This is a genomic window from Brevundimonas sp. TWP2-3-4b1 (assembly GCF_049897665.1).
Classification (GTDB): domain Bacteria; phylum Pseudomonadota; class Alphaproteobacteria; order Caulobacterales; family Caulobacteraceae; genus Brevundimonas; species Brevundimonas subvibrioides_B.
In genome coordinates, this window is sequence record NZ_JAFCWQ010000001.1 from 42,275 (window position 1) to 68,421 (window position 26,147).

Consider the following 26,147-nt stretch of genomic DNA (forward strand, 5'->3'; position numbering starts at 1 on the left):
CCCCGGGCGGGCCGGTCGCACGAGAGAATCGCCCATGCCCGCCAGCTCCAGCAAGCCGTCCGCTCCCCGTTCTGCGGAAGCCGACCTCGCCTTCCTGCGCTCGATCGTCGAGGGCGGCGGTAAGCCGTCGATCACCATGGCCATCTGCTATCTTGCGGGCGGGCTGCTGTACGGACTGCAGTGCCTGTTCCACATCGGCCAGATGGTCGGTGTGATCCGCTGGCCCGACCTGGCCAATCTGGCCTTCGTGATCGGCATCACCGTCGCGGTCTGCGCCACCATCGCCTGGGCCTCGATCCGGGACATGCGCCAAGGCGGCGGCAATCGCGGGCCGCTCGCGACGCGGACGCTGAACGCGGGCTTCTCCAGCGCGGGCATGGTCAATCTGGCCATGATCATCATCTTCGGCGTCGGGGCGTGGCGGGACAATGACTTCGCCCTCTGGCTCTATTATCCGGCCGTGGTGTTCGGGCTGCAGGCGGCGGCGTGGTCCGTGGCCTGGGTGCTGAAGAAGAAGGCGTGGATGCTGGCGACGTCGGCCGGCGGCTGGTTGACGGCGGTGGCCCTGGGCCTGCTGGTGCGCCAGCCGGACCAGTATCTCTATGTCTGCACCGCCGCCCTGTTCCTGCTGTTCGCCCTGCCGGGCTGGATCATGCTGCGCGAAGCGCAAGCAGGCCGGGCCGCCTGACTCCATGGCCCTGACCGATCTTGGCCGGATCGACGAGGTCATCCACGGCCGCATGCGGCTGGGGATCATGGTCTATCTGGCCGACGTAGAGACCGCCGACTTCACCGAGCTGAAGACGGTGCTGGAGGCGACCCAGGGCAATCTGTCGGTCCATCTGAAGAAGCTGGACGAGGCCGGCTATGTCGCGATCGACAAGAGCTTCCAGAACAACAAGCCCTTGACCCGCGTCACCCTGACACCCTCTGGCCGAAAGGCTTTCGCCGCCTATCTTGAAGCCCTGGGCGGACTGATCGGAAAGAGGGACTGATGGCACCGATGGTGGTCGATGCGGAGCGGGTGCAGTTGTTCGAGGACGGCAAGGCTTGCCACGACGGGTTGGCCGGGAACAGCGCATGAGTTCGATCCGGCCCCGCGTCATGGGCATCCTGAACGTCACGCCGGACAGTTTTTCCGACGGGGGCCTGCACGCCTCGATCGAGCGCGGCCTGGCCCAGGCGATGCGGCTGATCGGGGACGGGGCGGACATCCTCGACATCGGCGGAGAATCGACACGGCCGGGGGCCGAGCCGGTCGCTGTGCACGAGGAGATCGCGCGGACGGCGCCGGTGATCGCGGCGGTGCACGCGCGCTGGCACGGGCCGATCTCGATCGACACGATGAAGCCCGAGGCGGCCCGGGCGGCGGTCGCGGCGGGGGCGACGATCTGGAACGACGTGACGGCGCTGACGTATTCGCCCGATGCGCCGCAGGTCGCGGCGGAACTGGGCTGCGACGTCGTCCTGATGCATATGCTGGGCGAACCGCGCAGCATGCAGGTCGAGCCGCGCTATGCCGACGTGGTCGCCGAGGTGCGCGACTACCTGGCCGGCCGGGCCGAGGCGGCGATGGCGGCGGGGGTGGCGCGCGAGAAGATCACGCTCGATCCCGGCATCGGCTTCGGCAAGACGATCGAGCACAATCTGGCGCTGATCGCCAGGCTGGGGACGCTGGCGGAACTGGGGTTCCCGGTGCTGCTGGGGGCCAGTCGCAAGCGCATGATCCGGAATATCGACCCGTCGGCGACGGAGGCGGGAGACCGGCTGGGCGGCTCGATCGCCCTCGCGCTGGAAGGCGCCCGTCGCGGTGCGTCGGTGATCCGCGTCCACGATGTGCGCGAGACGGTGCAGGCCCTGGCGGTCCAGGCGGCGGTGGCGGCCGCCGCCAGGTAGAGGGCGGGCCTTGCCGATTCCGCGCCGGTGACGCATCCAGCCGCCATGTCAGAATCATCCCCCTTCCTCGGCCGCGTCCTGATCATCGCCGGATCGGATTCCGGCGGCGGGGCGGGGATCCAGGCCGACATCAAGGCTGTGACCGCCATGGGGGGCTTTGCGGCGACATCGATCACCGCAATCACGGTGCAGAACACGCTCGGCGTCCACGGCGTGCACCCCTTGCCGCTGGACCTGATCGAGGCCCAGGCGCGGGCGGTGCTGGACGACATCGGGGCCGATGCGATCAAGACCGGCATGCTGGGATCGGTGGCGGTGGTCGAGCGGGTCGCGGCCATTCTCGATACGTCGCGTGCGCCGCTCGTGGTCGATCCGGTCATGGTGGCCAAGGGCGGCGCGGCCCTGCTGGACGACGACGCGGTGCAGGCGGTGCGAAGCCTGATGATCCCGCGCGCGACCCTGCTGACCCCCAATGCGCCGGAGGCCGAGGCCCTGACCGGGATCGCGGTCGAGGATCTGGAGGGGCAGCGTCGGGCGGGGGCGGCGCTGCTGGGGCTCGGAGCCCGGGCGGTGCTGATGAAGGGGGGCCATGTGCCGGGCGAGACTGTCGTCGACCTGCTGGTCACGCCGTCGGGCGAGACCCTGCTGGAGGGGCCGCGAATCGAAACGACCTCGACCCACGGCACGGGCTGCACCCTGGCCAGCGCCATCGCGGCGGGTCTGGCGCAAGGCCGGCCGCTCGAGGTCGCGGTGGCCGAGGCCTGGGCGTATGTGTCCGAGGCGATCCGACGGGCGCCAGGTCTCGGCGGCGGACACGGCCCGCTGGATCACGGCTGGCCGCTGCGGGACGCGCGATGAGCAATCTTGAGACGCGGCTGGTCGAGATCGTCCGGGCGGACGCCGACCTGATGCATGTGCTGACGACTGTGCGCGGGCTGGGCCTGCCTGACTGGCGTGTCTTTTCCGGCGCGGTCTATCAGTCGGTGTGGAACGCAGTGACGGGGCGGCCCGTGGGGTATGGCCGCAAGGATTTCGACCTCGGCTATTTCGATCCGGACACGTCGTGGGACGCCGAGGACGGGGTCATAAAGCGGGTCGCGGCGGCCTTCCACGAGCCCTTCCGCAGTGATGTCGAGGTGAGGAACCAGGCGCGGGTGCACCTGTGGTTCCACGACCGGTTCGGCGAGGACTATGAGCCGCTGCCGGATACCGATGCGGCCTTGGCCCGGTTCGTGGCGCCGGCCTTCGGGATCGGGGTGCGGCTGGAGGACGACGATACGATCAGCGTCGCCGCGCCGTTCGGGCTTCAGGACGTGTTCGACATGGTCATCCGGCCCAATCCGAACCGGCCGCTGGCCCGGGGTTGGGGCAAGGTCGTCGCCAGCGCCCGCTCGCGCTGGCCCGAGCTTCAGGTCGTCGGCGACAGCACCGGATAGATGTCCCGGTCGACCCGCTCCATATGGCGCAGAGGGTCCGCGGCTTCGAAGCCGTATTGCGAATAGAGGCCGTGGGCGTCGGCGGTGGCGAGGCCCCAGCGACGCAGATCCTGCAGGCGTGGATCGGCGAGAATCTCCTGCATCAGCTGCTTGCCCAGACCCCGGCCGCGCGCCTGGTCGTCGACGAAGACATCGCACAGCCAGGCGAAGGTGGCCTGATCCGTGACGACGCGGGCGAAGGCGAGCAGGTCTCCGTCCTCGACCAGACCAAAGCAGAGCGAGCCGCGACAGGCCCGCTCGAACGTGGCCCACGGAATGCGGGCGCCCCAGTAGCTTTCCTCGGCGATCCAGCGCCAGGCCGTGCGCAGGCGGGCCTCGTTGAAATCATTGGTCAGGGCGGCGGTCATGGGCGGGTCCGTCTGGTCTCCCCTCGCGTCCTAGCTTAAGCCCGGCGGCATGCGCCAGTGGACTGTCGACGCCTTCGCCGAACGCCCGTTCATGGGCAACCCCGCCGCCGTGCTTCAGCCGCTGGACGCCTGGCCTGAAACCGGATGGATGCAGTCGCTGGCGGCGGAGAACAATCACTCGGAGACCGCCTTTCTGCGCAGCACGGCCGATCGGAAGCGGTTCGACCTGCGCTGGTTCACTCCGACAGTGGAGGTGTCCCTGTGCGGTCACGCCACCCTGGCGGCGGCGCATGTGCTGTGGCGCGAGTTGGGTGTGGAGGCGCGTCAACTGACCTTCGACACCGCGTCGGGCCCGCTGACTGTGGGGCGGTTCGGCGAGGGTTACGAAATGAACTTTCCGGCTGATCCTCTAAGCCGCGTCGAGACCCCGGCGGGATTGGCGAAGGCCCTGGGCGCCGCGCCGGTCGAGGTCTGGGCCAGCCGGTATCTGATCGCGGTCATGGCGGATGCGGCGACAGTGCGCGGTCTGACCCCGGACATCCCGGCCCTGCTGGCGTTCGGAGACGGGGCGATGGAGCGGGGACAGGTGATCGCTGCGGCCCTGTCGGATGACGGGGTCGATGTCGTGGATCGGTTTTTCGGACCGGGCTGCGGAATCGACGAGGATCCGGCGACAGGCTCAGCCCGGTGCGGCCTGGCGCCCCTGTTCGCGATGAAGCTCGATCGGAGCAACGTCACCTTCGAACAGGCCTATCCCGGGCGGGGCGCGCGGTTCGAGACCGACCTTGCGGGCGACCGGGTGCTGATCCGCGGGCATGCCGTGACCGTCATGGGGTCGGTGTTGCGATTCTGATCCACGCACGGAAAGGGGGCGTGACCCTTTCGGACCGCGCCCCTCGTCTTGCGAGCGACCGTGTCTTCGGCACAGCCGCACGAAGCTCACGAACCGCTAGTGGCGACGATTGTCGCGGTCGCGGCGTTGCTCGCGGATCGAGGCCGACAGACGGTCAAAACGACGATCAAGGTCGGTCCGTTCCCAGGCCGTCAGGCCGCCGCGACGGTAATTCGCCTCAAGGCGCAGCAAGGCGTTGAACTCGCTGCGGACGCGGGTCGCCTCGCGGCGGCTCAACTGGCCGTTGCGGACGCCCTGGTCGATGCGGCGGTCCAGATTGGCCTGACGCACGTTGATCGACTGCCAGCCGCCGTAGGCGCCGCGATTGTCGTTCTGGTGCTGGCCGGAACGATTGTAGTTCTGGGCCGCGGCGGGCAGGGCGGCGGCCGAGACCGCGGCGAGGACGAGGGCGGGAACGAGCATCTTCTTCATCATCGGATCTCTCCATCTCAGATCGCCGCAACCGCGATCGGCTGCGTTGACCTGATGAAAGCTGATCGCCACTGAGCCGATCCTGAACGGGCCGGGTCAGGTTCCGTTCATCCCCTGCGAGAGGCCCGTTTCCCCGGAAGTTAAACGTCCCTAAGCTTCGTGTTCAGCCGCCGTTCAGAGCGCCGGCCCCATAAGACGCCCCATGACCCGCCTGACCGTCCTCCTTCTGTCCGTCCTGATCGCCGCAGCGCCGCTGAGCGCCGCGAACGCGCAGGACCGTGGCAACCGTGGCGATCGCGGTGGCGACAGGAACGGGCAGGAGTTCCAGCGTGAGCCGCGTCGCATCAGCGAGGCGGAGGCCCAGGGGATCGCCCAGTCGCGGGCTCGCGGCGCCCGCTTCGTCGGCTCGCTCGGCCTGCGCGGCAACAGCTATGTCTTCCGCTTCGAGCGCGACGGTCAGATCATCGACATCTCCGTCGACTCGCGCGGCTGACGGACACGAGGGACCAACACGATGCGAGTTCTCCTGGTCGAAGACGACGCCGACCTGTCGCGCCAGCTGAAACAGGCGCTCGGCGACGCCGGCTATGCGGTCGATCACGCCGCCGACGGCGAGGAAGCCCATTTCCTGGGCGACACCGAACCCTATGACGTTGTGGTGCTGGACCTGGGCCTGCCCAAGATCGACGGCGTGTCGGTGCTGGAGCGCTGGCGTCGCGACGGCAAGGCGACGCCGGTCCTGATCCTGACGGCGCGCGGCGCCTGGTCGGACAAGGTCGCGGGCTTCGACGCCGGGGCCGACGACTATCTGACCAAGCCCTTCCATACCGAGGAGTTGCTGGCGCGCCTGAGGGCCCTGCTGCGGCGGTCTGCAGGAATCGCCTCGGCGACCCTGGCCTGCGGCGGGCTGCGGCTGGATCCGCGCGCGGCGCGGGCGACAGTCAACGGCGAGCCCCTGCGGCTGACGTCGCTCGAGTACCGCCTGCTTCACTACATGATGATGCACCAGGGTCGGGTGATCAGCCGCACCGAACTGGTCGAGCACCTGTACGACCAGGACTTTGACCGGGATTCCAACACCATCGAGGTCTTCATCGGCCGGCTGCGCAAGAAGGTCGGGTCGGACCGGATCGAGACCGTGCGCGGACTCGGCTATCGCCTGACGCCGCTCGCCGGGGAGTCCGAGGCGGCGTGACAGAGACGCCGGCGGTTCCAAAACCGTCCTGGGGACGCTGGTTCGGTCGGCCGGGCCGCAGCCTCACGCGCCGTCTGATCTGGCTCGCCTCGGCCTGGATCGTCGTCGCCCTGATGTTGACCGGCTGGATGCTGACCAGCCAGTATCGCGAGAGCGCCCTTCGCCGGCTGGACAATCAGCTGAGCGCCGTGATCGACGACGTGGTGATCGCCAGCGTCATGACGCCCGACGGCCTGCGAGTCGCCGAGATCAAGGACGCCCCGACACTGCGCGGCCTGTCCGGAAAATACTGGATGGTCGGAGAGGTGGACGCCGAGGGCGGCTTCGTCGTGCTGGCGAAGTCTCCGTCCCTGGCGGGTGAGAGCCTGTACGTCGATCCGGAATTGCCCGAGCGGCTGCGGGCGGCGATGGGGGCGACCCTCAGCTACAACGATCCCGGCATCCTGGCGGACGGGACCCAGCCCTTGCAGATCGCGTCCAGCATGAAGTCGCTGAACGGACGGCCGTTCGTTTTCATGGCGGGTCTCGACCGGTCCGAGATCGATGTCGATACCCGCCAGTTCGCGACCTTCACCTGGACGGCGCTGCTGATCCTGGGGATCGGCCTGGTCATCGCCGTCTTCCTGCAGGTCCAGATCGGGCTGCGGCCGCTGTTCGATCTGCGCGTCGAGATCGCCAATGTGCGCAAGGGCAAGGCCGCCCGGATCGAGAAGGACTATCCGACCGAGATCCAGCCCCTGGCCGAACAGGTCAACCGCCTGCTGGACCACAATCAGGAAGTCGTCGAGCGCCAGCGCACCCACGTCGGCAACCTGGCACACGCACTGAAGACGCCGCTGTCGGTCATGCTGGCCGAGGCCGGGACCGACGCCGGGCCGTTGGCCGATATCGTCCGGCGCCAGTCCGACGTGATGAAGGGCCAGGTCGATCACCACCTGCGCCGCGCCCGCGCCGCCGCCCGCGCCGCCCATGGTCTGGGCGAAAAGACGCCGGTGGGCGAGGTGATCGACGAACTGGCGGTCATGCTGGAGCGGGTGTTCCAGTCGAAGGACGTGGAGATCGACTGGCGCGCGCCCGACGACCTGGCCTTCCTCGGCGAGCGCCAGGACCTGCAGGAAATCCTCGGCAATCTGATGGAGAACGCCTGCAAATGGTCGACGCGCCGGGTGCGGGTCTCCGCCGGCGCCAGCGGCTTGGGCCAGATGATCGCGGTGGTCGAGGACGATGGACCGGGCGTCCCGGCCGGTCAGCGCGACGGCATGTTGAAGCGGGGCGCCCGTCTGGACGAAGATGCGCCGGGGTCGGGTCTGGGGCTGGCCATCGTCGACGACCTGACCCGCGCCTACGGCGGGCGGCTGACGCTGGCGGCCAGCGATCTGGGCGGGCTCAAGGCCGTGCTGGAACTGCCCGCAGCCGAGTCCTGAAACGACGGAGCCGTATTCTCCGCTTCCGGAATCTTAACCTTGCGCCTTCACCGTAAGTCCTGGCCGCCGTTTCGCGGTCGACGGAGTGTGGCATGGCCGAGCTTTCGGTCGCGCAGCGTGCAGTGCTCGCCCAGATGCTGGAGCGTGTGCCCGACCGCGTGTTGACGATCCTTTCGGGCGCCGTCGCCCAGATGCCCGGAGAGCGTGCCGCCGCGCTCAGCATCATGCTGGCTGACGAAAGCATCGACCGCCGCCGCCGCGCCATCGCCTTCGCCCCCCTGTTGCCGATGTTTCAGCGGCGCCCCGACGGTGTCGAATCGCTGACCTTCCCGGCCGGCGTGCTGCCTCGCCTGTGGAAGGCGGCCTCGAGCCTGGAGCCGGAGCTGTTGCTGGCGCTCGACGACTATCGTCCGATCGAGGAAAATCCGAAGATGTGCGCGGTCGCCGACCGCATCTGCGTGGCCGCCGCCGCCGCCGTGCGCGACAAGCCGGAGGTCGTCTGGCCGTCGAACGGCGGCGACGAGGGGGCCCGCATCAAGGGGCTGGACGAACTGGCCCTGTGCTTTGACCTGGCGGCCATGGCCCGGCGCGGCCTGCTGAACCTGCCCGACCTCATCCTGAGACCGACGGGCGACCAGCTGGCCGAGCTGCGTCTGTTGATCCGGGACTGCGCCGAGATCACCGTCGACGGCGGGCCGCGCATGCTGGAGATCATGTTCGCCCACCTGGGCGACGCCTCCCTGATCCTGCGGCTGGTGGTGCATTCGTCCCATGCGGCGGCCAAGGAAGGCTTCCTTTCGGAATCGGAGATGGCCGGTTTCGTCAATCGCCTGATCGCAGAGGTCGAGGCTCGCATCACCCGCATCGCCTCCTACAAGCCGGGCGCCAAGGCGGACCCAGGCCCGGGGGTGCGCACCGACATCGCCTGGTGCGCCGAGACCCTGGGCGAGCTGGACGCCACGCTGAAACTGGATCCCGAGGGGGAATGGGGCAAGCAGGCGCGGGAGGCCCGTGACCGGATCAACGGCGCCCTGTCCAAGTCGCTCCGATCTCTGGACAAGGCGCTGGACCGGCTGATGCCGTCCAAGTCGGTCAAGACCACGGGCCGCATGACCCGTCAGGCGCCCGATCTGGAGGCCGAGGCGCCGCCGCTGGAGGCCGTCCAGGCCGCAATCGTCCTGCTGACCCTGCTGGGCGCGATCCGCACGGCGGCCCAGGTCTTCGGCTGTGAATCCCTGCGCTATCAGCTGGTGCAGTCGGTGACCGAGCGGGTCACCGTCTATGTCGATCAGGTCGTCGAGGCGGTGAACGCCGGCGATGCGCCGGACCAGCGGAAGTCGCTCGCCCTGGTCGAGACCCTGGCCAAATGCCTGTCGCTGATCGAGGCGACCGACGCGGCCCGCACCGCCCGCCGCCGTGCCGCCGCCGCCGGGGCCCGCCCGTCGTCCGCTGCGACGCAGGAGCGCTCGCCCCGGGCCGCCTGATCCGCTAATCAGGGCGGATGATCGTTTTCTGGACCTTGGCCGGGCTCGCCACGGCGCTGGCCGGGCTGCTGGTGTTGAGCGTGGCCCGGCTCCGCGCGGACCATGAGCCGCCCCTGTCTGACACCGGCGCGGCCGAGCTGGCCGAACTGGATCGCCTGAAATCGCGAGGTTTGCTGGACGAGGACGCCTGGGCCGCCGCACGGGCCGAGGCGGGACGGCGGCTGCTGACGAGCGCGTCGCCGGACGCCGCGCCTCGCGTCGGCGGGCGGGACCGGACGATCGTTCTGGTCGGACTGGTCGTGGCGGTCGCGGCGGTTCTGGGCCTGTATCTCGTCTTCGGCGACCCGGGACTGCCGGACCAGCCCTATGAGCGCCGGATCGACGAATGGGCCTCCAGCCCGGAGACCCTCGACGCGCCCCGGATCGCCGCCGTGCTCGGCCGGGCGGTCGAACGCGAGCCGGACAACCGCACCGCCCTGATCATGCTGGGCGCGGCCCGGTTTGAGGCCGGTGATCCCATCGGCGCGTCCTCGGCCTTCCGTCGGGCTCTGGCGCTGGATGCAAACGACGCGACCAGCTGGGCCCGTCTGGGCGAAAGTCTGGTGCGGGCGCAGGACGGGGAGGTTGGTGTGGACGCCGAGGCGGCCTTCACCCGCGCGCTTTCCCTCGACCCGGACCAGTTGGGCGCGCGCTATTTCCTCGGTGAAGCGGCCCTGGCCCGGGGCGATGTGGCGAAGGCGCGAGAGGTCTGGGCGCCCCTGATCGCCGTGCTGGATCCGGCCGATCCGCGCCGGACCGATCTGGTCGGTCGCCTGGACGCGGCCGCATGACCCGTTGGAGCCCGACGGGACAGGCGCTATACGGCGCGACTTCTCCGTTCCTGGAACCTGTCGTCCGCCCATGAGCTGGCTTCCCAAATCGCCGAAAGCGCGTCGTCGCCTGTGGGTCGCGGCCGCCGCCGCACCGGTGCTGGCGCTCGCCGTCGGCCTGTCGCTGTGGGCCATGCAGGACAGCGTGACCTATTTCTTCTCGCCGTCGGAGGCGACGGCGGATGCCGCGCCGGCCGGTCGGGTCATCCGCCTTGGGGGACTGGTCGAGGCCGGCAGCGTCGAGCAACACGGTACGATCGTCGCCTTCTCCGTCACCGACAATGCCGCGACCAGCCAGGTGATCTTTGAAGGCGACCTGCCGGACCTGTTCCGCGAGGGGCAGGGGATCGTTGCGCAAGGCCGGTTCGGCCCCGACCGCGTGTTCCACGCCGATACCGTTCTGGCGAAGCACGACGAGACCTACATGCCGCGCGAGGTCGCCGACCGGCTGAAGGAAAAGGGCGAATGGCGGCCCGAGGGCGGCGCGTCGACGGCACGGCCTGTGCAGAGCCAAGCCCTGTGATCGTCGAATTCGGCGTCTTCGCGCTGATCCTCGCCCTGATGCTGTCGCTGCTGCAGACCGGTCTGGCGGCGACCGGCCGTTCTCGTCGCAGTCCGCTGCTGGCCGGCGGAGCCGAAGGCGCGGCGATGGGCGCAGCCCTGGCCACGGCCCTGGCCTTCGGAGCCCTGATCTTCGCCTTTGCGACGTCGGACTTCTCCGTCGCCAACGTCGCCAGCAACAGTCACACCGACAAGCCGATGCTCTACAAGGTGGCCGCCGCCTGGGGCAGCCACGAGGGGTCGCTGGTCCTGTGGTGCCTGGTCATGACCGGGTTCGGCGCGGCCCTCACGCGTGCCAGGGGGCTTCCGTTCGGGCTGAAGACCTCCGCGATCGGGGTGCAGGGCGGGCTGGGGGCGTTGTTCCTGGCCTTCGCGGTCTTCACCTCCAACCCGTTCGCGCGGATCGACCCGGCGCCGTTCCAGGGCATGTCGCTGAATCCTCTGCTGCAAGACCCGGCGCTCGCTATCCATCCGCCCCTGCTCTACGCGGGCTATGTCGGTTTCTCGGTGACCTTCTCCCTGGCCGTCGCCGCCCTGATCGAGGGCAAGGCCTTTTCCGGCTTCTGGCCCGCATGGGGGCGCTGGGTGCGGCCCTGGGCCCTGGCGAGCTGGGTCCTCCTGACGGCCGGGATCACGCTGGGCGCCTTCTGGGCCTACTATGAGCTCGGCTGGGGCGGCTGGTGGTTCTGGGACCCGGTCGAGAACGCCAGCTTCATGCCGTGGCTGGCGGGTACGGCGCTTCTCCATAGTGCGGTGGTGACCGAGCGGCGCGGGGCGCTGGCGGGCTGGACTGTGTTCCTGGCGCTTCTGGCCTTCACCTTCTCCATGCTGGGGGCCTTCCTGGTGCGGTCGGGCGTCTTGACCTCCGTCCACGCCTTCGCGGTCGATCCGGAGCGGGGGCTGATGCTGCTGGGCATCCTGGGCTTCACAGCCGGGTCGGCCTTCGCCCTGTTCGCCTGGCGCGCGCCGCAGCTGAAGGGCGGCGGGCTGTTCGCCCCGGTCAGCCGCGAGGGGGCGCTGGTGCTGAACAACCTGTTCCTGACCGTGGCGGCCGTGACGGTGCTGCTGGGCACCCTCTATCCGCTGATCCTGGAAGCGGCGACGGGCGCCACCATCTCGGTCGGCCCGCCCTATTTCGCCCTGACCTTCACGCCGTTGATGGCTGTGGCCTTCCTGATCCTGCCGGCCGGGCCGCTGCTGGCCTGGAAGCGCGGCGACCTGAAGGGAGCGATGCAGAGGCTGGCGCTCGCCGCGGCGCTTGCTATCGCCTGCGGCTTCGTCGGCTGGCTGGCGTTCGAACCGAAGAAGGCCTTCGCGGCTGCGGGTCTGGCCGTCGGGGCCTGGCTGATCCTCGGGGCGCTGGCCGAGGTGGTCGAACGCGTCCGCCTGTTCCGGGCTCCGCTGGCCGAGGTCGGCCGTCGGGCCAGGGGTCTGCCGCTCGGCGCCTGGGGCATGACGCTGGCGCACGCGGGTCTCGGCCTGTTCGTACTCGGCGCCGTGGTCGAGACGGGTTTCAAGGTCGAGGCCGCCGCCCCCCTGCCCATCGGCGGCGAGGTGCATGCCGGACGCTGGGTCGTGACGCTCGACAAGGTCGAGATCGTCGAGGGCCCCAACTATCTGGCCGAACGCGGCACGCTGACGGTGGCCTCGACCGATGGCCGCGCCTTCCTGCGCACCGTCACGGCCGAGCGCCGTTTCTTCCCCGCCGGGGGCCAGACGACGACCGAGGTCGGGCTCGATTTCCGGGGTCTGGACGACGTCTATGTCGTCATGGGCGAGCGCCGTAGCACCCCGGAGGCGGCCCAGGCCTGGACCGTGCGGGTCTATTTCAATCCGTGGGCGCGGCTGATCTTCCTGGGGCCGTTCGTCATGGCGCTGGGCGGGGTGCTGTCGCTGTTCGATCGACGGCTGAGGCTGGCGGTGGGCGGGAAACGCAGGGCTGCATGAGCTCCCATTTTTCCGTGCATCCCCGCGAAGGCGGGGACCCAGGTGTTGGCCAAGACTGCGGCGTCTGGGTTCACGGGCAACGCGCGCTCGGCGCCGCTGATCGCCCAAAGCACTGGGTCCCCGCCTTCGCGGGGATGCACGGATTTATAGTGGCTCTGGTGCTGGCAGCCCTGACGCTGTCCGGCCCCGCCCTCGCCCAGGAACCCGCCGCCCCGCCGGACCGGCCGCTGGCCTCTCCCGGTCAGGAAGCCCGGGCCCAGGCTATTTTCGAGGTCGTGCGCTGCGTCGTCTGCCAGCACGAATCCATCGCCGACAGCCCCGCCGGCATCGCCGGAGACATGCGCCGTCTGATCCGCGAGGAGATCACCACGGGCGCCAGCGACCAGGCGGTCAGGGACGATCTCGTGCGCCGCTATGGCGACTATGTGCTGTTCACCCCGCCGGTGCGGACCGGGACCTGGCTGCTGTGGTTCGGACCCGCCTTGCTGGCGCTGATCGGCGGTCTGGCCCTGTTCGTTTTCGCGCGTCGCAAGGCCGTCGAAACCGCGCTGCTTTCGCCCGATGAGGAACGTCGGCTGGCCGATCTTCTCCAAAGGGAAACAGTTCGCCCCGATCCTGACGCATCCGCGCCTCACGACGGGCGTTGAGGCGGACCAAGGGTCATGGCGCAATGGTTGGCGAAAGTCGCCATAGCCCTATATCACAAGGCGAAACGGGCGCCGGTCAGTCTTCTGGCCGGGCCCATTGAAGGATCGAAAACACACCGATGATGAAGCGTAAGGAATTCATCCTGGGGGCCGCCGTCGGCCTCGTGTTCGCCGCCGCCGCGACTGCCGGAGGCGTGATCGACTGGCCGGGCGCCAATGCCTCAGAGGCGAGCGGGCGACTGATCCCCTCCGCCGGCGCCTCGGGCCTCGCCTTCGCCCCGCCCCAAGGCGCCCCGCTCAGCTTCGCCGACATCTTCGACCAGGTCTCGCCCGCCGTGGTCCAGATCGACGTCGAGACCCCGATCGAACGCCCGCGCGGCGGCATGATCCCTATCCCCGGCCTGCCGGGCTTCGGCTTCCAGGCCCCCGAGACCCAGGAGCCCGGCGAGGAAGAAGAGCCCCAGACCGCCCAGGGCGCCGGCTCCGGCTTCTTCATCTCGGCCGACGGCTTCATCGTCACCAACAACCACGTCGTGGCCAATGCGACGAAGATCACGGTCAAGCTGTCCGACGGCCGCGAGTTGGCCGGCCGTCTGGTCGGCCGCGACGCCGACACCGATCTGGCCGTGGTCAAGGTCGAGGGTTCGGACTTCAAATTCGTCAGCTTCGAGGAGGCGGCGGAGCCGCGCGTCGGCGACTGGGTCATCGCGGTCGGCAACCCGTTCGGCCTCGGCGGCACGGCCACGGCCGGTATCGTCTCGGCCCGGGCCCGCGACATCGGGGACGGCTCGACGCCCTACACCGACTACCTGCAGATCGACGCCGCCATCAACCGGGGCAACTCGGGCGGTCCGACCTTCGACATCTATGGCCGTGTGATCGGCGTGAACTCGGCGATCTTCTCGCCGACGGGCGGCTCGGTCGGCATCGGCTTCGCCATCCCGGCCTCGGTCGCCAAGACGGTGACGGATCGCCTGATGAGCGGCCGCGCCATCGAGCGGGGCTATCTGGGCGCTACGATCAGCACGATCACCGATGACGAGCGGGAATCCTACGGCTTCGCCGCCGACTTCGAAGCGGCCTATATCGTCGACGTGACCCCGGGCGCGCCCGCAGAGCGGGCCGGACTGCAGGTCGGCGACATCGTCACCTCGCTCAACGGACGCAAGATCACCAGTTCGACCCAGCTGACCCGTGCGGTCGGCGAGGCCGCTCCGGGCGACAACCTGCGCCTGGAGATCATTCGCGAGGGCCGGAATCAGGTTATCAACGTCCGCTCAGGAACGCGCCCGGCCGATATCCAGGCGGCACAGAATGGCGCGAACCCGGGCGAGCCCGAAAGCGCCCCCGATCGCCCCGCCCCGAGCGCTGGCGAGGTGGTCGAAGGCATGACCGTCACGCCGGTAAGCGAGGCCCTGCGCAGCCGCTTCAGCCTGCCTGATACGCTGAACGGTCTGGTGATCACCGCCGCCGCTCCGACGTCACGTGCGGGTCGGATGGGCTTCGAGCCGGGCATGGTCATCGTTCTGGCGGACCAGCGGCCGGTTCGGACCGCCGCCGATCTGCGTGCCGCCATCGCGCGCGTCAGGGAAGCGGGTCGCGAGGGCATCGTGTTGCTGGTCCGCACGTCGAACGGCAACCGCCCGGTCGTTCTGCCGCTGACGACGCCCGCCGCCGCCGCAGAGTAGTCCGCAGCCTGAACAAGCCTTAACTCCCTAAGTCGCCGCCGATGGGTTACCGTCGGCGGCGATTGTGATTCCGGAGGGGCTGGCCTGTGAAAATTCTTGTGGTCGAGGACGACGCCGAGGCGGCTCAGGCGATGGTGCGCGGTCTGGCCGAGGCGGGTCACGTGGCCAGTCACGCCATCGACGGCGCCTATGGACTGCTGGAGGCGCAGAAGGGCGACTACGACGTCTATGTGGTCGACCGGATGATGCCCCGCCTCGACGGCATCGGCATGGTCGAGACCTTGCGCAAGGACGGCGACCAGACGCCGGTCCTGTTCCTGTCCGCAATGGGCGAGGTCGAGGATCGCGTCATGGGCCTGAAGGCCGGCGGCGACGACTATCTGGTCAAGCCCTACGCCTTCGCCGAGCTGATCGCCCGGGTCGAGGCCCTGTCGCGCCGTCGCGAGACCGGCGGGGTCCAGACCGTGCTCAAGGTCGGCGACCTGGAGATGAACCTGATCGCCCGCACCGTGCATCGCGGGACCTCCGACATCGACCTGCAGCCACGCGAGTTCCAGCTGCTGGAGTTCCTGATGCGCCACGCCGGCCAGTCGGTGACTCGCACCATGCTGCTGGAGAAGGTGTGGGAATACCATTTCGACCCCCAGACCAACGTCATCGACGTCCACATCAGCCGCCTGCGCTCCAAGATCGACAAGGGCTTCGACAAGGCGATGCTGCAGACGGTGCGCGGGGCGGGGTATCGGCTGGAGGCTTAAGAGGCCTCAATGAAGCTGCCGTCCCTCTTCCGCCGCACACCCTTCCGGCTGACGCTGCTGTTCCTCGCGCTGTTCGCGGCGGCGGCCAGCGCCATCCTGGCCTATGTCTATGTCGCCTCGGCCTCGGAGGCCCAGGCGCGGGCCGAGGCCGATGTGCGCGGCGAGCTCAAGACCCTGCTGGGCGTCTATGACAATCGCGGCGTCGATGCCCTGAACGTGGCGTTGATCGACCGGACCCTGACCCGAAGCGCCTATATCTATCAGTTGATCAACAGGGACGGGAGCCTGGGGACCGGCAGCCTCAATGTCTCGCCTTTCGACGCCGGGCCGGCGACCGAGGAATGGACCACCTTCACCTTCACTGACACCGAAGCCGACGGGCGGGTGATCCGGCCGCAGGTGAGGGCCGTCCAGGTGCGGCTGGCGGGCGGCGAGGGGCTGATCGTCGGGGAATCCCTGGGCGATACCGAGGCCTATCTGGGCCGGCTGACCCAGGCGCTGTGGATGGCCATGGGTATGGTCCTGCTGCTCGGCCTCGGCGGAGGTCTGCTGATCAGCCGCAATCTGGAACGATCCATGGGGCGGTTGAACGCCGTCGTCGGCTCCGTGCAGGACGGCGACCTGAAAGCGCGGGTGGCGGTGCGGGGATCCGGTGACGAACTGGACGAGCTGGGCCAGGGGCTGAACGGAATGCTGGACCGGCTAGAGACCTCCATGGCCTCGATCCGCCACGCCGGCGACGCCATCGCCCACGATCTGAGGTCGCCGCTGACGCGCATGCGGGCCAGGCTGGAGGTCGCCTTGATCGACGCCGAGAGCGGGCGGATCGACGGCGTCGACGCCCTGCAGGTCGCGCTGGACGAGGCCGACACCCTGCTCAAGACCTTCAACACCGTGCTCGCCATCGCCCGGCTTCAGGCCGCGGCCGGGCGCGTACCCGATGCGGCGGTGTTCGACGCCGCCGAACTGGCCGCCGACATGGCCGAGCTGTACGAGCCGGCCGCCGAGGACAAGGGGCTCGACTTCTCCGCCGAGATCGAGCGCGGCCTGATGATCGAGGGCGCCCGGCCGTTCCTGGCCCAGGCCCTGGCCAATGTCATCGACAACGCCATCAAATACACGCCGGTCGGCGGGGCGGTCATGCTGCGCGCGCGCCGGCGGTCCTCGGGCGAGATCGAATTCTCCGTCACCGACACGGGGCCGGGGGTGCCGGAAGAGGATCGCGGCCGGGTCATCGAGCGGTTCGTCCGCCTCGACAACAGTCGCACCGAGGCGGGCTCCGGTCTGGGCCTGTCTCTGGTGGGGGCGGTGATGGAGGCGCACATGGGTCGCATCCAGCTGGATGAGGGCCCCGGCGCCTATGGCGAGTCCGGGCCGGGCCTGCGCGTCGCCCTGGTCCTGCCGGCCGCGGTCCAATGACGGCATCGCTCGGCCCCCGGTTGAAGCCTTGCGGGCCGGTCGTTGACGGCGAGGCGGCAGAGCGTGCGCGCGAGCGCCTGTACCGTTCTGCGTCCGAAGGCGGCCGAGGCGATTTTCTGGCCAGCGTCTGGCCCGCCCTGGCGCCCGTGTTTTCCGCATCGCCCTACCTGTTCGGCCTCGCACGTCGATGGCCCGACATGCTGCACGCCATCCTGTCGGATGCGCCCGACGTCCGGCTGGACGATGTGCTTAACCGCACCATCGCCCTGACCGGCGGGGCGGACGACATGCGCTCGCCGTTGCGGGGGTTGAAGGCGGAATTGCACCTGCTGACGGCGCTGGCTGACCTCGGCGGGATCTGGGATCTGGATCAGGTCACCGGCGCGCTCAGTCGGTTCGCCGATGTCGCCTCGCGGGCGGCCCTGTCCGGCGTGGCCGAGGATCTTCGGCGACGCGGCAAGCTCCTGACCGCCGCCGACGACACACGCGGCCCCATTCCCGGCCTGTTCGGCCTGGCCATGGGCAAGCACGGCGCGTTCGAGCTGAACTATTCCTCCGACATCGACCTCAGCCTGTTCTTCGACCCCGAACGTCTGGCCCCTGTGCTGGCCGAGGGCACAGAGGCGCAAGGCCTGATGAACCGGGTGGCGCAGGGGGTGGCGTCGCTGCTGTCCGAGCGCACCGGCGACGGCTATGTCTTCCGCGTCGACCTGCGCCTGCGTCCAGATCCCTCCTCGACCCCACCGGTCGTCACCGTGCCCATGGCGCTCGACTACTACGAGAGCGTCGGCCAGAACTGGGAACGGGCGGCCTTCATCAAGGCCCGCGCCATCTGCGGCGACTTCGGCGCGGCGACGGAGTTCCTGAAGGCCCTCGTCCCCTTCGTCTGGCGCCGCAGCCTCGACTATCAGGCCGTCCTCGACATCCAGTCGATCAAGCGACAGATCCACGTCCACAAGACCGGCGAGGCGATGGAGGCGGCGGGCGCCAATCTGAAGCTCGGGCGCGGCGGCATCCGCGAGATCGAGTTCTATGCCCAGACCCAGCAGCTGATCCTCGGCGGCCGCGATACGTCGCTGCGCAGTTCGCGGACGGTCGATGCGCTCGCCGCCCTGGTCGCGAAGGGGCACCTGCCCGCCGACGTCGCCGCCGAAATGACGGGAGCCTATGTCGAGCTTCGCGGCCTCGAGCACCGGGTGCAGATGCTCGAAGACGAGCAGACCCACATCCTGCCTGCCGATCCGGCGCGCCGCGCGGCGGTCGCGGCGCTCGCGGGGCAGGGCGATCTGGCGGCCTTCGACGCCGGGGTCGAGGCCGTGCTGATCGGCGTGAACCGCCGCTACGGCGCCCTGTTCGAGGGCGAGGAAGAGCTTTCGTCACCGTTTGGCAGTCTCGTCTTCACCGGCGTCGACAACGACCCGGAGACCCTGGCGACCCTGGAACGGATGGGCTTTTCCGATCCGGGTGCGGTCGCCGACACCATCCGCTCCTGGCACCACGGCCGCATCCCGGCGACGCGTTCGGTGCGGGGGCGCGAGCTGTTCACCCGACTGGCGCCGCGGCTGCTCACAGCCCTGGCCCGGACCGGCGCGGCCGATGCCGCCTTCAAGCGGTTCTCGGTCTTCTTCGCCGGACTGTCGGCGGGGGTTCAGGTCCAGGCCCTGTTCCTGAACCAGCCAGAGCTGTTCGAGCGGATCGTCGGCGTCATGGCCTTCGCCCCTCGACTGGCGCGGACCCTCGGCCGCTATCCGGCGGCGCTGGATTCGATGCTCGACGCCCGGTTCGACTCCGAACTCGGCGTCAACACCGGCCTGTTCGATCAGATGGCGGACGAGGCGCGCGCCGCCGGGGATTTCGAAGGGGCGATGAACGCCGTGCGTCGCCTGCATCGCGAACAGGCTTTCCGCATCGGCATGCAGACCCTCAGTGGTCGGGTGGGGCCGCAAGCGGCGGGCAAGGGATTCACCAACCTCGCCGACGCGGTCATGCGCACCCTGTCGGCGGCGGCCCTGACGGAAACCGAACGGCTGGGCGGAGCGATGCCGGGCGCGGTGGCGGTGATCGCCCTGGGCAAGGCCGGGTCCGGGGAGATGACGGCGGGATCGGACCTCGACCTGATGACCGTATACGGCGCGCCGTCGGACGCCGTGTCCGCCACCAAGGGCTGGTCGCCTGATGTCTTCTACGTCCGCTTCACCCAGAGACTGATCTCGGCCCTGTCGGCGCATACGGCCGAGGGGGGGCTCTACGAGGTCGATATGCGGCTCAGGCCCTCAGGGTCGAAGGGCCCGGTGTCGGTGCCGCTGTCGGGGTTCCAGACCTACTATTCGGACGAGGCCGCGACCTGGGAATTCATTGCCCTGACCCGGGCCCGCGTCGCCTGGGCCAGCGAGCCGGCGTTCGGCGCCCAGGTGACAGCGGCCATCGAGGCGGCGCTGCGTCGTCCGCGACCCGGGGTGGACACGGCCAGCGACGTGCGGGCCATGCGCGACCTGATGGACCGGGAGCGGCCGGCCAAGGGCTTCTGGGACCTGAAGCTGGTGCCCGGCGGTCTGGTCGACGCCGAGTTCGTCGGCCAGTTCCGCCAGTTGCAGACGGCCGCCGAGGGTGGACGTCTGAGCGTCTCGATCCTGGATCAGCTGGAAAGGGATCCGCCGCTGAAGGACGCCTGGGTCCTGCACCAGGCCCTGGCGCAGCTTCTCGCCTGCGCCTTTGACGACAAGGGCGATCCGGAGGCCGAGTCGGAAACCTTCCGGACCCGCCTGGCCGAGGCGGCGGGGGAGGCGGACTTCCCGGTGCTGCGCCTCCGGCTGGAGCGCGTGCGCAAGGCCGCGCGGGAGGCGTTCGAGACGGCGCTGCCCTCCCGGAACGACGGATAGCCCGGACTGGCCCGTTACAGTTCCAAGACGGGGGTCTTGCGGACGCTTGAGCGGCCGTTCTTTTCGGAGACGAGCAGATGAAGAAATCCACCCTGGCCGTCGGCGCCGCCGCCGTTCTGGCCGTCCTGACCGCAGGCTCCGCTATGGCCCAGCAGGCGCAGACGCGGGGCGCCCGTGGCGACACCGACGGCGACGGCCGGATCAGCCGCGCCGAGTTCGTGAACGGCCGGATCGCCGGCCTGACCGCCCTCGACGCCAACCGCGACGGTTCGATCAGCGCCGAGGAGCGCCGGTCGGGCATGGACACGCGCCGCAACCAGCGCGTCTCCGCCCGCTTCGAGACGTTCGACACGGACGGCAATGGCGCCGTCAGCCGCGAGGAGTTCACCGCTGCCCGCCAGATGCGCGGCGACCGCGCAGAGGGCGGCGCGCGTCACGGCATGCGCGGCCATCGCGGCGGTCGGGGGCACGGCGGCGCACGGGGTGAGGGCTCCGAGGGGCGCGGTCCCATGGCCATCGCCGATGTCCAGACCCGTCTGACGGCCCGGTTCGACAGGGTCGACGCCAACCGTGACGGCTTCATCACGGCCGAGGAACGCACGGCGGCCCGCCAGGCCATGCGCGAGCAGCACCACGAGCGTCGCGCCGCGCGCCAGGCGTCGCCTTCGGCGCCCGCTTCGGAGTAAGAGGGTGGGGACGGTCGCACTTCCCTGGCCGTCCCGCCCGTTCGCCCGCCTGTCTGCTCGCCCGGAAAGGGACCGTTTGGCCTCTGTCGCCGACCCCGACGAGGAACTGGTGCGCCGCGTGGGTCAGGGCGACCCGGCGGCCATTCAGGCCATGGTGGCGCGCAAACTTCCGCGCATGCTGGCCCTGGCGCAGCGGATGCTGGGCGACCCCGCCGAGGCCGAGGACGTGGCCCAGGAAGCCCTGCTGAGAGCCTGGAAACAGGCGCCGCGCTGGACGCCGGGCAAGGCGAAGTTCGACACCTGGCTGCACCGGGTGGCGCTGAACCTCTGCTACGATCGCCTGCGTCGGCGACGCGAGGTTCCGACAGAGATTTCTCCGGATCGGCCCGACGAGGGGCCGGCCCCGGATCGCGGGATCATGACGGCCCAGCTGGGCGCGCAGGTGGATCGGGCCCTGGTCGCCCTGCCGCAGCGCCAGCGCGAGGCCATCGTGCTGTGTCACTATCAGGAACTGACCAATATCGAGGCCGCCGGCCTGATGTCGGTCAGTATCGAGGCGCTGGAAAGCCTGCTGTCGCGGGGTCGCAGGACCCTGAGGCAGACGCTGGCGCATCTGGCCCCCGGCGCGGAGCCGGCGGTCGAAGGAGCACGACGATGACCCGCGAGGGCATGGATGAGACGCGTATCGGCGAACTGGCCGCAGCCTATGGGGGCGATGTCCGTCGCTGGCCCGAGAGCGTGCGCGACGCCGCGCGCGCATGGATCGAAACCCATCCGCTCGAGGCCGGACGTGCGCTGTTCGACGCGCGCCAGACCGACGCCGCCCTCTTCGCATCCCCCAATCCGGCCGTGTCCATGGACCTCCGGGATCGTGTCCTTGCCTCGGCCCTAGCGGCGAACCTGAAGGCGCGCGCCGGTTGGCCTTCGCTACGCAAGCTGCTGTGGATCGGGGGGGCGAGCTGGGCCGCCGCGGCCTGCGCCGGCGTGGTCTACGGCACCAATCTGGGCGGCCATCTGGCGGCGCAGAGCCAGGCCGACGCCGTGCTGGACCAGGCCATGTTGAGCTTCGACGAGACCGAGGTGCTGGGATGAACATGCGCACCCTCGCCATCGTTCTCGGCGTCGCCCTGGCCGCCTCCGTCGCCGTGAACCTGTTTGCCGCGACCGCCGCCTATACGGCCCTGACGGGACAGGATCGAATCGAACGCCGCATGGACGGCAAGGCGGGGGACGAGTATCGCGCCTCGCCGCGCGAACTGGTCGCGGCGCTCGATCCCGAGGTTCGCGGCCGTGTGCGTCAGGCGTTGCGGGACGCCGGCCTCGCCGCCCGGCCCGACTTCCAGCAGGCCCGCGCGGCGCGTCGACAGGCGATCGCCGCCGCCGCCGCCGAGCCCTATGATCGGGCGCTCGTGGAACGACTGCTGGACCAGTCCCGCGCGGCCGAGATTCGCGGTCGCCGGCGGCTGGAAGCCGACACATTGACCATCCTAGGCACGCTGGAGCCGGCCGAACGCGCGGCCTTCGCCCAGATTCTCCGTCGCAGCAAGGGCGGCGGAGACGGCGGTCACGGCGACAAGGGCGGAGACGGACGGCCCAAGTAGGCGTTCCATTCAGCGGGGTTGTGGGTCGGCGTTATCGCCGTGCCCGTGGCGGTCATGGCCGTGGTGACCTTCGAGCCGTGAATCAGGCTTTAGGCCGCTCGCGCCTGGATCTGTTCGACCGGCGCGCCGGGGCGTTTGATCGGGATGTCGAAGCTGACCGTCGTGCCGACGCCGGGCTCGCTCTCCATGAGCATCTGCCCTTGGTGGAGCTCGATCAGGGCCTTGGTCAGGGACAGGCCGAGGCCCGTCCCTTGTGTCGTCTTGGAATGCTGGCCCTCGACCTGTTCGAAGGGATGGGCCAGGCGTTTCAGGTCCTCGGCCGCGATGCCGATACCGGTGTCGGTCACCAAGATCCGCACCCGGTCCGCGTTCAGGGTGTCCAGCGACACGGTGATCTCGCCGCCCTCCGGCGTGAACTTCACCGCATTGGAGATCAGGTTGAGCATCACCTGTTTCAGCCCGCGATAGTCGGCGTCGATCTCGGGCAGATCATGCGCCTGCAGCGACAGGATCAGGCCCGAGTCCTGCGCCTTGCCGCGCATCAGCCGGATGGCGTCCTCGCAGATCTCGGTCAGGGACACGGGCTCGTAGTGCAGGGTCATCTTGCCCGCCTCGATCTTGGCCATGTCGAGGATATCGTTGATCAGGCTGAGAAGGTGCTGGCCGGACTTCAGGATGTCGGCGGCGTAGCCCTTGTATCTGGCGTCCCCCAGCGGCCCGAACATCTCGCCGGCCATGATCTCCGAGAAGCCGTTGATGGCGTTCAGCGGCGTGCGCAGTTCATGGGACATGTTGGCCAGGAACTCCGACTTGGCCTGGTTGGCGGCCTCGGCCCGGGTCATGGCGATCTCGTATTTGCGCGCCAGCAGGCTGAGTTTCTCCTGGCTGGTCTCCAGCTGGTCGACGGTGATCCGCAGACTGTCGGCGGCCCGCTGGCGCTCCAGCTCCTGGCGGCGGATGGCGGTCACGTCGGCGGCGGTGACGACCGTGCCGCCGTCGCCGGTGAACCGCTCGGACAGCTGCAGCACCCGGCCGTCATGCAGTTCGACCTCGCGAGCGCCGGCGCGGCCCTCGGCGGAGGGGCGTTCCTCCTTGATGGCGAGGGCGGCGATACGGTTCAGCTCGTCCTTCATGGCGCCCTTGCGCACCGCCTCGTCAGCGAAGCCGAAGGCATCCTTGAAGGCCTGATTCCACAGGATCAGCCGGCCGTGTTTGTCGAACAGGACGAAGGCGTCCGAGACGCTCTCGATGCCGTCGCGCAGCCGGTTCTCGGCGGCCTGGGCCTGGGCCTTGGCGCGGCGAGCCTCGGTGATGTCCAGGGCGACGCCCAGGATGATGCTGAACCCGTCCTCGCCGCGCGACCCGCGCGCCTGGCCGCGCGCGTCGATCCAGCGGGCTCCGCCGGTCGCCAGCGGTACGGGGAAGGTCACCTCGAAGGCGCCGAAGGTCGCGGCCTGACGCAGGGCGTGTTCGACCAGATCGCGATAGCGAGGGTGAATTCGCTCCATTACGGCCTCGGCCTTGACCGCGCCGCCGGCGGGAAGGCCCAGCAACTCCGCCATGAAGTCCGACACCACGAGCTCGCCGGCGTTCAGATCCCATTCCCAGACGCCGCAACGCGCCGCCTCGACGGCGACGCGGAAACGATGTTCGGTCTCTGCCCAGGCCTTGGACGCGCGCGCCTGTCGCCAGCGCTGCAGCAAGGCGAGGCCCAGCACCAGGACCCCCAGGCCCAGCGGTGCGATCAAAAGCCAAAGGTCGCTGATGATGGCGGCGGCCCCGGTCGAGTCCGGCCGCCAGGCGACGACGCTGAGGCCGGTGTCGCCCACGGGGGATGCCGTGGCCCGTACCGCTTCGTTCGGTCGGGGCGAGCCGTGGACCACGGTCTGCGAGGCGGTCAGGGCCGACAGCTCGAGGCCCAGTCGATCTTTCAGTGAGGCGCCGGCAGCACCCGCGATGAGCCCCTCTGTCGGCGAGACGACGAGGGTGCGCACGCCGGCCGCGTCGGCGACGGGCGTGCGCGCGACCAGACCCGCGGTCCCTGGGGCGAACGACAGAAGGGCGATGCGATCGAGCGTCGCCCGAGGTCCGGCGGACCCGGAGGCCGCCAGGGGGCGAAACTCGGCCGGGCTCGCCCCGACGGCCGCTGTGGCGACACCGGCCGCGTCGAGCACGGCGAAGGCGCTGGTCGGGGCGGCGGCGCGGGCGGCCTCCAGCGCGTCCAGCGGGCGGCTCGGGTTCTTTCTCAGGGCCTCGGCGGCGACGTTCAGCCCGAGGTGGGCCCGGGCCAGTTTGGCGTCCAGCAGGGCGGCGCCCAGGTCGGCGGCGCGATGCAGCACCTCGGCCTTCAGCACCGCCGCCTCGCGCGCGGGGCGCGTGCTCTCCCGCGCGAACAGGACGACATAGATGGCGAGGCCGAGCGTGAGGGCGAGAACCAGCACCCGGCCCCAGGTCGGCAAGCCTTCGGGACGGTCCTGCGACCGTCGCCCCGGCTGCTGAATGCGGCGCTCTGTGCCCCGCAAGGCGCTCTCCCGGACATGATCGCTGCGGTCCCCGCCGGGGCGGCAGGGTCAGGCGCTGAGCGATTCGACGACGGCTCGGAATCTAGGCTGCGTCGCTGAATCCTGTCGAGGTTTGGTTAACGAAAGTATTCTAGGCGGCGTGCGCGCGAACAGCGGGCGCGGAGGCCTCGGGCGCCGGGGCCAGGGCCTCGGTCACGGACTTCAGGACCTCGCGCGCCTGACGGGCCAGGGCCAGGGTCTCCGGCGGGGCGTCTTCGGGGCTTTCGGCGACCGTATCGACCAGCTTCTGCGCCAGATCCATCAGGCGCGGCGCGGCGGCGATCAGGCGGGCCTGGAACTCGATCCGCTGCGGATCTCGGTCGTATTCGGCGCCCGGCACGCGCCAGCCGCCCCAGTCCGCCGGATCGGTGACCACGACGGGATAGGTGCCCGGATAGGGATGGTGCGGCACGTCCTCGGCCAGCTGCCACTTGTTTCGGGCCCGCAGCATGCGCCATGTGCCCAGAGCGCCGCCGGCCTCGTTCTCGGCCGGGAGCATCAGTTCGGAGGCCTGGAACTCCCGGCCGAGGCCGACGTCGTAGGTGACCTTGACCGGTTCTTCGAAGCCTTTCGCCCAAACGGGCTGGACCTTTTCGATCTGGGCCCACGCGCCCACGCACTCGACCCAGACCTTCTGGCCCTTCTGGAATTGCGCACGCGCCATGGTCGTCCTCACCCGTTCCGCTCCACCCTGCGGGATCAGCCCTTGACGCCCGGTTTCGCAAGAGGGTGAAGCAGGGATGAAGATACGACGGCCTTCCGGCCGCCGTGCCTTGAACCTCACAGACCGACGCGTTCAGCGCGGGCATCAAGCGTGGCCGTTCATCAACCTGTCTGTTTCACAACAGACGGCTCAGACGCGTGTCAGCTTCAGCGTGGTTTTCTTCACCTCGCAGCCCACCCCGGACCAGATGAAGGAAGAAGATCATGACGACCGCCCTGACGAAGAAAGCCCTGCTTTCGCTTCTGGCGGCGTCGGCGGTCGCGATCGCGACCCCGACGCTGGCCCAGGACTATGGCCGAGGCCACGGTGACCGCGGCGGCGGCTACGGCCAGAACCACGGCGGCGGCTACAATGGCGGCTACAATGGCGGCTGGAACGGCGGCGGCCTGAACGGCGACCAGGCCCGTCTCGCCCAGCGTATCGATCGCGCCGCCTACAACGGCCGCATCAGCCGCCGCGAGGCCCAGAACCTGCGCTGGCAGCTGGACGAGTACCAGCGGCTGGAGTGGCGCTACGGCCGCGACGGCCTGAGCCGCTGGGAGCGCCGTGATCTCCAGGACCGCCTCGACGGCATCGAGCGTAACCTGCGCGACGAACGCCGCGATCGCGACGGTCGCCGCTGGTAAGCTGATCGCAACCTG

27 protein-coding genes are annotated in these 26,147 nt (G+C 69.6%); 23 read left to right on the forward strand and 4 right to left on the reverse strand.

Features of this window, described 5'->3' with window-relative positions; translation table 11 throughout:
• Window positions 1-34 precede the first annotated feature (34 nt).
• The 5 genes from ACP7A5_RS00230 to ACP7A5_RS00250 all read left to right on the forward strand — a co-directional run bounded on the left by ACP7A5_RS00230 (window position 35) and on the right by ACP7A5_RS00250 (window position 3,332).
• Window positions 35-688: a hypothetical protein gene (locus ACP7A5_RS00230; protein WP_426040030.1), complete on the forward strand. Its 654-nt coding sequence runs from the start codon at window positions 35-37 to the stop codon at window positions 686-688.
• Between the two features lie 4 nt (window positions 689-692).
• Window positions 693-995 carry a winged helix-turn-helix domain-containing protein gene (locus ACP7A5_RS00235; protein ID WP_303694190.1) on the forward strand — a complete coding sequence of 101 codons (303 nt, stop codon included), beginning with the start codon at window positions 693-695 and terminating at the stop codon, window positions 993-995.
• 85 nt (window positions 996-1,080) lie between these two features.
• Window positions 1,081-1,896 carry a dihydropteroate synthase gene (gene folP, locus ACP7A5_RS00240; protein ID WP_426040031.1) on the forward strand — a complete coding sequence of 272 codons (816 nt, stop codon included), beginning with the start codon at window positions 1,081-1,083 and terminating at the stop codon, window positions 1,894-1,896.
• A gap of 45 nt (window positions 1,897-1,941) precedes the next feature.
• Window positions 1,942-2,754 (forward strand): bifunctional hydroxymethylpyrimidine kinase/phosphomethylpyrimidine kinase, encoded by an 813-nt coding sequence (thiD, locus tag ACP7A5_RS00245; protein WP_426040032.1) that lies wholly within the window; start codon window positions 1,942-1,944, stop codon window positions 2,752-2,754.
• Window positions 2,751-3,332 carry a nucleotidyltransferase family protein gene (locus ACP7A5_RS00250; protein ID WP_426040033.1) on the forward strand — a complete coding sequence of 194 codons (582 nt, stop codon included), beginning with the start codon at window positions 2,751-2,753 and terminating at the stop codon, window positions 3,330-3,332. Before thiD ends, ACP7A5_RS00250 begins: the two co-directional genes overlap by 4 nt.
• On the opposite strand, the gene ACP7A5_RS00255 is transcribed toward ACP7A5_RS00250, so the two are convergent.
• The gene (locus ACP7A5_RS00255) at window positions 3,305-3,739 is read right to left on the reverse strand and encodes a GNAT family N-acetyltransferase (RefSeq protein WP_426040034.1); all 435 of its coding nucleotides are present in this window, start codon (window positions 3,737-3,739) and stop codon (window positions 3,305-3,307) included. The two genes, ACP7A5_RS00250 and ACP7A5_RS00255, sit on opposite strands and share 28 nt — an antisense overlap.
• A gap of 49 nt (window positions 3,740-3,788) precedes the next feature.
• Here ACP7A5_RS00255 and ACP7A5_RS00260 point away from each other — a divergent pair, with 49 nt between their 5' ends.
• Window positions 3,789-4,592, forward strand: a complete 804-nt coding sequence (locus ACP7A5_RS00260; protein ID WP_426040035.1) for a PhzF family phenazine biosynthesis protein — start codon at window positions 3,789-3,791, stop codon at window positions 4,590-4,592.
• Window positions 4,593-4,688: 96 nt separating this feature from the next.
• On the opposite strand, the gene ACP7A5_RS00265 is transcribed toward ACP7A5_RS00260, so the two are convergent.
• The gene (locus ACP7A5_RS00265) at window positions 4,689-5,066 is read right to left on the reverse strand and encodes a hypothetical protein (RefSeq protein WP_426040036.1); all 378 of its coding nucleotides are present in this window, start codon (window positions 5,064-5,066) and stop codon (window positions 4,689-4,691) included.
• Window positions 5,067-5,265: 199 nt separating this feature from the next.
• Between ACP7A5_RS00265 and ACP7A5_RS00270 the strand changes: the two genes are divergently transcribed.
• The 16 genes from ACP7A5_RS00270 (at window position 5,266) to ACP7A5_RS00345 (ending at window position 22,221) form a co-directional block, all read left to right on the forward strand.
• On the forward strand, window positions 5,266-5,556 hold the full coding sequence (locus ACP7A5_RS00270) for a hypothetical protein (protein ID WP_426040037.1): 291 nt from the start codon (window positions 5,266-5,268) through the stop codon (window positions 5,554-5,556).
• 21 nt (window positions 5,557-5,577) lie between these two features.
• On the forward strand, window positions 5,578-6,258 hold the full coding sequence (locus ACP7A5_RS00275; RefSeq protein ID WP_303694183.1) for a response regulator transcription factor: 681 nt from the start codon (window positions 5,578-5,580) through the stop codon (window positions 6,256-6,258).
• Entirely contained in the window at window positions 6,255-7,682 is a 1,428-nt protein-coding gene (locus ACP7A5_RS00280; protein ID WP_426040038.1) for a sensor histidine kinase, read from the forward strand. The genes ACP7A5_RS00275 and ACP7A5_RS00280 overlap by 4 nt, the downstream gene beginning before the upstream one ends.
• Window positions 7,683-7,774: 92 nt before the next feature.
• Window positions 7,775-9,166: a hypothetical protein gene (locus ACP7A5_RS00285; RefSeq protein ID WP_426040039.1), complete on the forward strand. Its 1,392-nt coding sequence runs from the start codon at window positions 7,775-7,777 to the stop codon at window positions 9,164-9,166.
• Window positions 9,167-9,183: 17 nt separating this feature from the next.
• The gene (gene ccmI / locus ACP7A5_RS00290; protein WP_426040040.1) at window positions 9,184-9,996 is read left to right on the forward strand and encodes a c-type cytochrome biogenesis protein CcmI; all 813 of its coding nucleotides are present in this window, start codon (window positions 9,184-9,186) and stop codon (window positions 9,994-9,996) included.
• A gap of 70 nt (window positions 9,997-10,066) precedes the next feature.
• On the forward strand, window positions 10,067-10,558 hold the full coding sequence (ccmE, locus tag ACP7A5_RS00295; RefSeq protein ID WP_426040041.1) for a cytochrome c maturation protein CcmE: 492 nt from the start codon (window positions 10,067-10,069) through the stop codon (window positions 10,556-10,558).
• Window positions 10,555-12,543: a heme lyase CcmF/NrfE family subunit gene (locus ACP7A5_RS00300; protein WP_426040042.1), complete on the forward strand. Its 1,989-nt coding sequence runs from the start codon at window positions 10,555-10,557 to the stop codon at window positions 12,541-12,543. The genes ccmE and ACP7A5_RS00300 overlap by 4 nt, the downstream gene beginning before the upstream one ends.
• A gap of 149 nt (window positions 12,544-12,692) precedes the next feature.
• A complete protein-coding gene (locus tag ACP7A5_RS00305) occupies window positions 12,693-13,190 on the forward strand; it encodes a cytochrome c-type biogenesis protein (RefSeq protein WP_426040043.1) in 498 nt (165 codons plus the stop codon).
• A gap of 119 nt (window positions 13,191-13,309) precedes the next feature.
• Window positions 13,310-14,878 (forward strand): Do family serine endopeptidase, encoded by a 1,569-nt coding sequence (locus ACP7A5_RS00310; RefSeq protein ID WP_426040044.1) that lies wholly within the window; start codon window positions 13,310-13,312, stop codon window positions 14,876-14,878.
• An 86-nt stretch (window positions 14,879-14,964) separates the two neighbouring features.
• On the forward strand, window positions 14,965-15,636 hold the full coding sequence (locus tag ACP7A5_RS00315) for a response regulator transcription factor (RefSeq protein ID WP_426040045.1): 672 nt from the start codon (window positions 14,965-14,967) through the stop codon (window positions 15,634-15,636).
• 9 nt (window positions 15,637-15,645) lie between these two features.
• Window positions 15,646-17,055: a sensor histidine kinase gene (locus tag ACP7A5_RS00320; protein ID WP_426040046.1), complete on the forward strand. Its 1,410-nt coding sequence runs from the start codon at window positions 15,646-15,648 to the stop codon at window positions 17,053-17,055.
• A complete protein-coding gene (locus tag ACP7A5_RS00325; RefSeq protein WP_426040047.1) occupies window positions 17,052-19,934 on the forward strand; it encodes a bifunctional [glutamine synthetase] adenylyltransferase/[glutamine synthetase]-adenylyl-L-tyrosine phosphorylase in 2,883 nt (960 codons plus the stop codon). The genes ACP7A5_RS00320 and ACP7A5_RS00325 overlap by 4 nt, the downstream gene beginning before the upstream one ends.
• A gap of 77 nt (window positions 19,935-20,011) precedes the next feature.
• A complete protein-coding gene (locus ACP7A5_RS00330) occupies window positions 20,012-20,620 on the forward strand; it encodes an EF-hand domain-containing protein (protein WP_426040048.1) in 609 nt (202 codons plus the stop codon).
• A 76-nt stretch (window positions 20,621-20,696) separates the two neighbouring features.
• On the forward strand, window positions 20,697-21,278 hold the full coding sequence (locus tag ACP7A5_RS00335; RefSeq protein WP_426040049.1) for an RNA polymerase sigma factor: 582 nt from the start codon (window positions 20,697-20,699) through the stop codon (window positions 21,276-21,278).
• Window positions 21,275-21,712 (forward strand): hypothetical protein, encoded by a 438-nt coding sequence (locus ACP7A5_RS00340; RefSeq protein WP_426040050.1) that lies wholly within the window; start codon window positions 21,275-21,277, stop codon window positions 21,710-21,712. Before ACP7A5_RS00335 ends, ACP7A5_RS00340 begins: the two co-directional genes overlap by 4 nt.
• Entirely contained in the window at window positions 21,709-22,221 is a 513-nt protein-coding gene (locus ACP7A5_RS00345; protein WP_426040051.1) for a periplasmic heavy metal sensor, read from the forward strand. The genes ACP7A5_RS00340 and ACP7A5_RS00345 overlap by 4 nt, the downstream gene beginning before the upstream one ends.
• A gap of 89 nt (window positions 22,222-22,310) precedes the next feature.
• On the opposite strand, the gene ACP7A5_RS00350 is transcribed toward ACP7A5_RS00345, so the two are convergent.
• Both ACP7A5_RS00350 and ACP7A5_RS00355 read right to left on the reverse strand, forming a co-directional pair.
• Window positions 22,311-24,743, reverse strand: a complete 2,433-nt coding sequence (locus ACP7A5_RS00350; protein WP_426040052.1) for a PAS domain-containing sensor histidine kinase — start codon at window positions 24,741-24,743, stop codon at window positions 22,311-22,313.
• Window positions 24,744-24,873: 130 nt separating this feature from the next.
• Complete coding sequence (locus ACP7A5_RS00355; RefSeq protein ID WP_426040053.1) at window positions 24,874-25,446, reverse strand: hypothetical protein; 573 nt, start codon at window positions 25,444-25,446, stop codon at window positions 24,874-24,876.
• 263 nt (window positions 25,447-25,709) lie between these two features.
• On the opposite strand from ACP7A5_RS00355, the gene ACP7A5_RS00360 reads away from it, so the two are divergent.
• Window positions 25,710-26,132, forward strand: a complete 423-nt coding sequence (locus ACP7A5_RS00360) for a hypothetical protein (RefSeq protein ID WP_426040054.1) — start codon at window positions 25,710-25,712, stop codon at window positions 26,130-26,132.
• Window positions 26,133-26,147 lie beyond the last annotated feature (15 nt).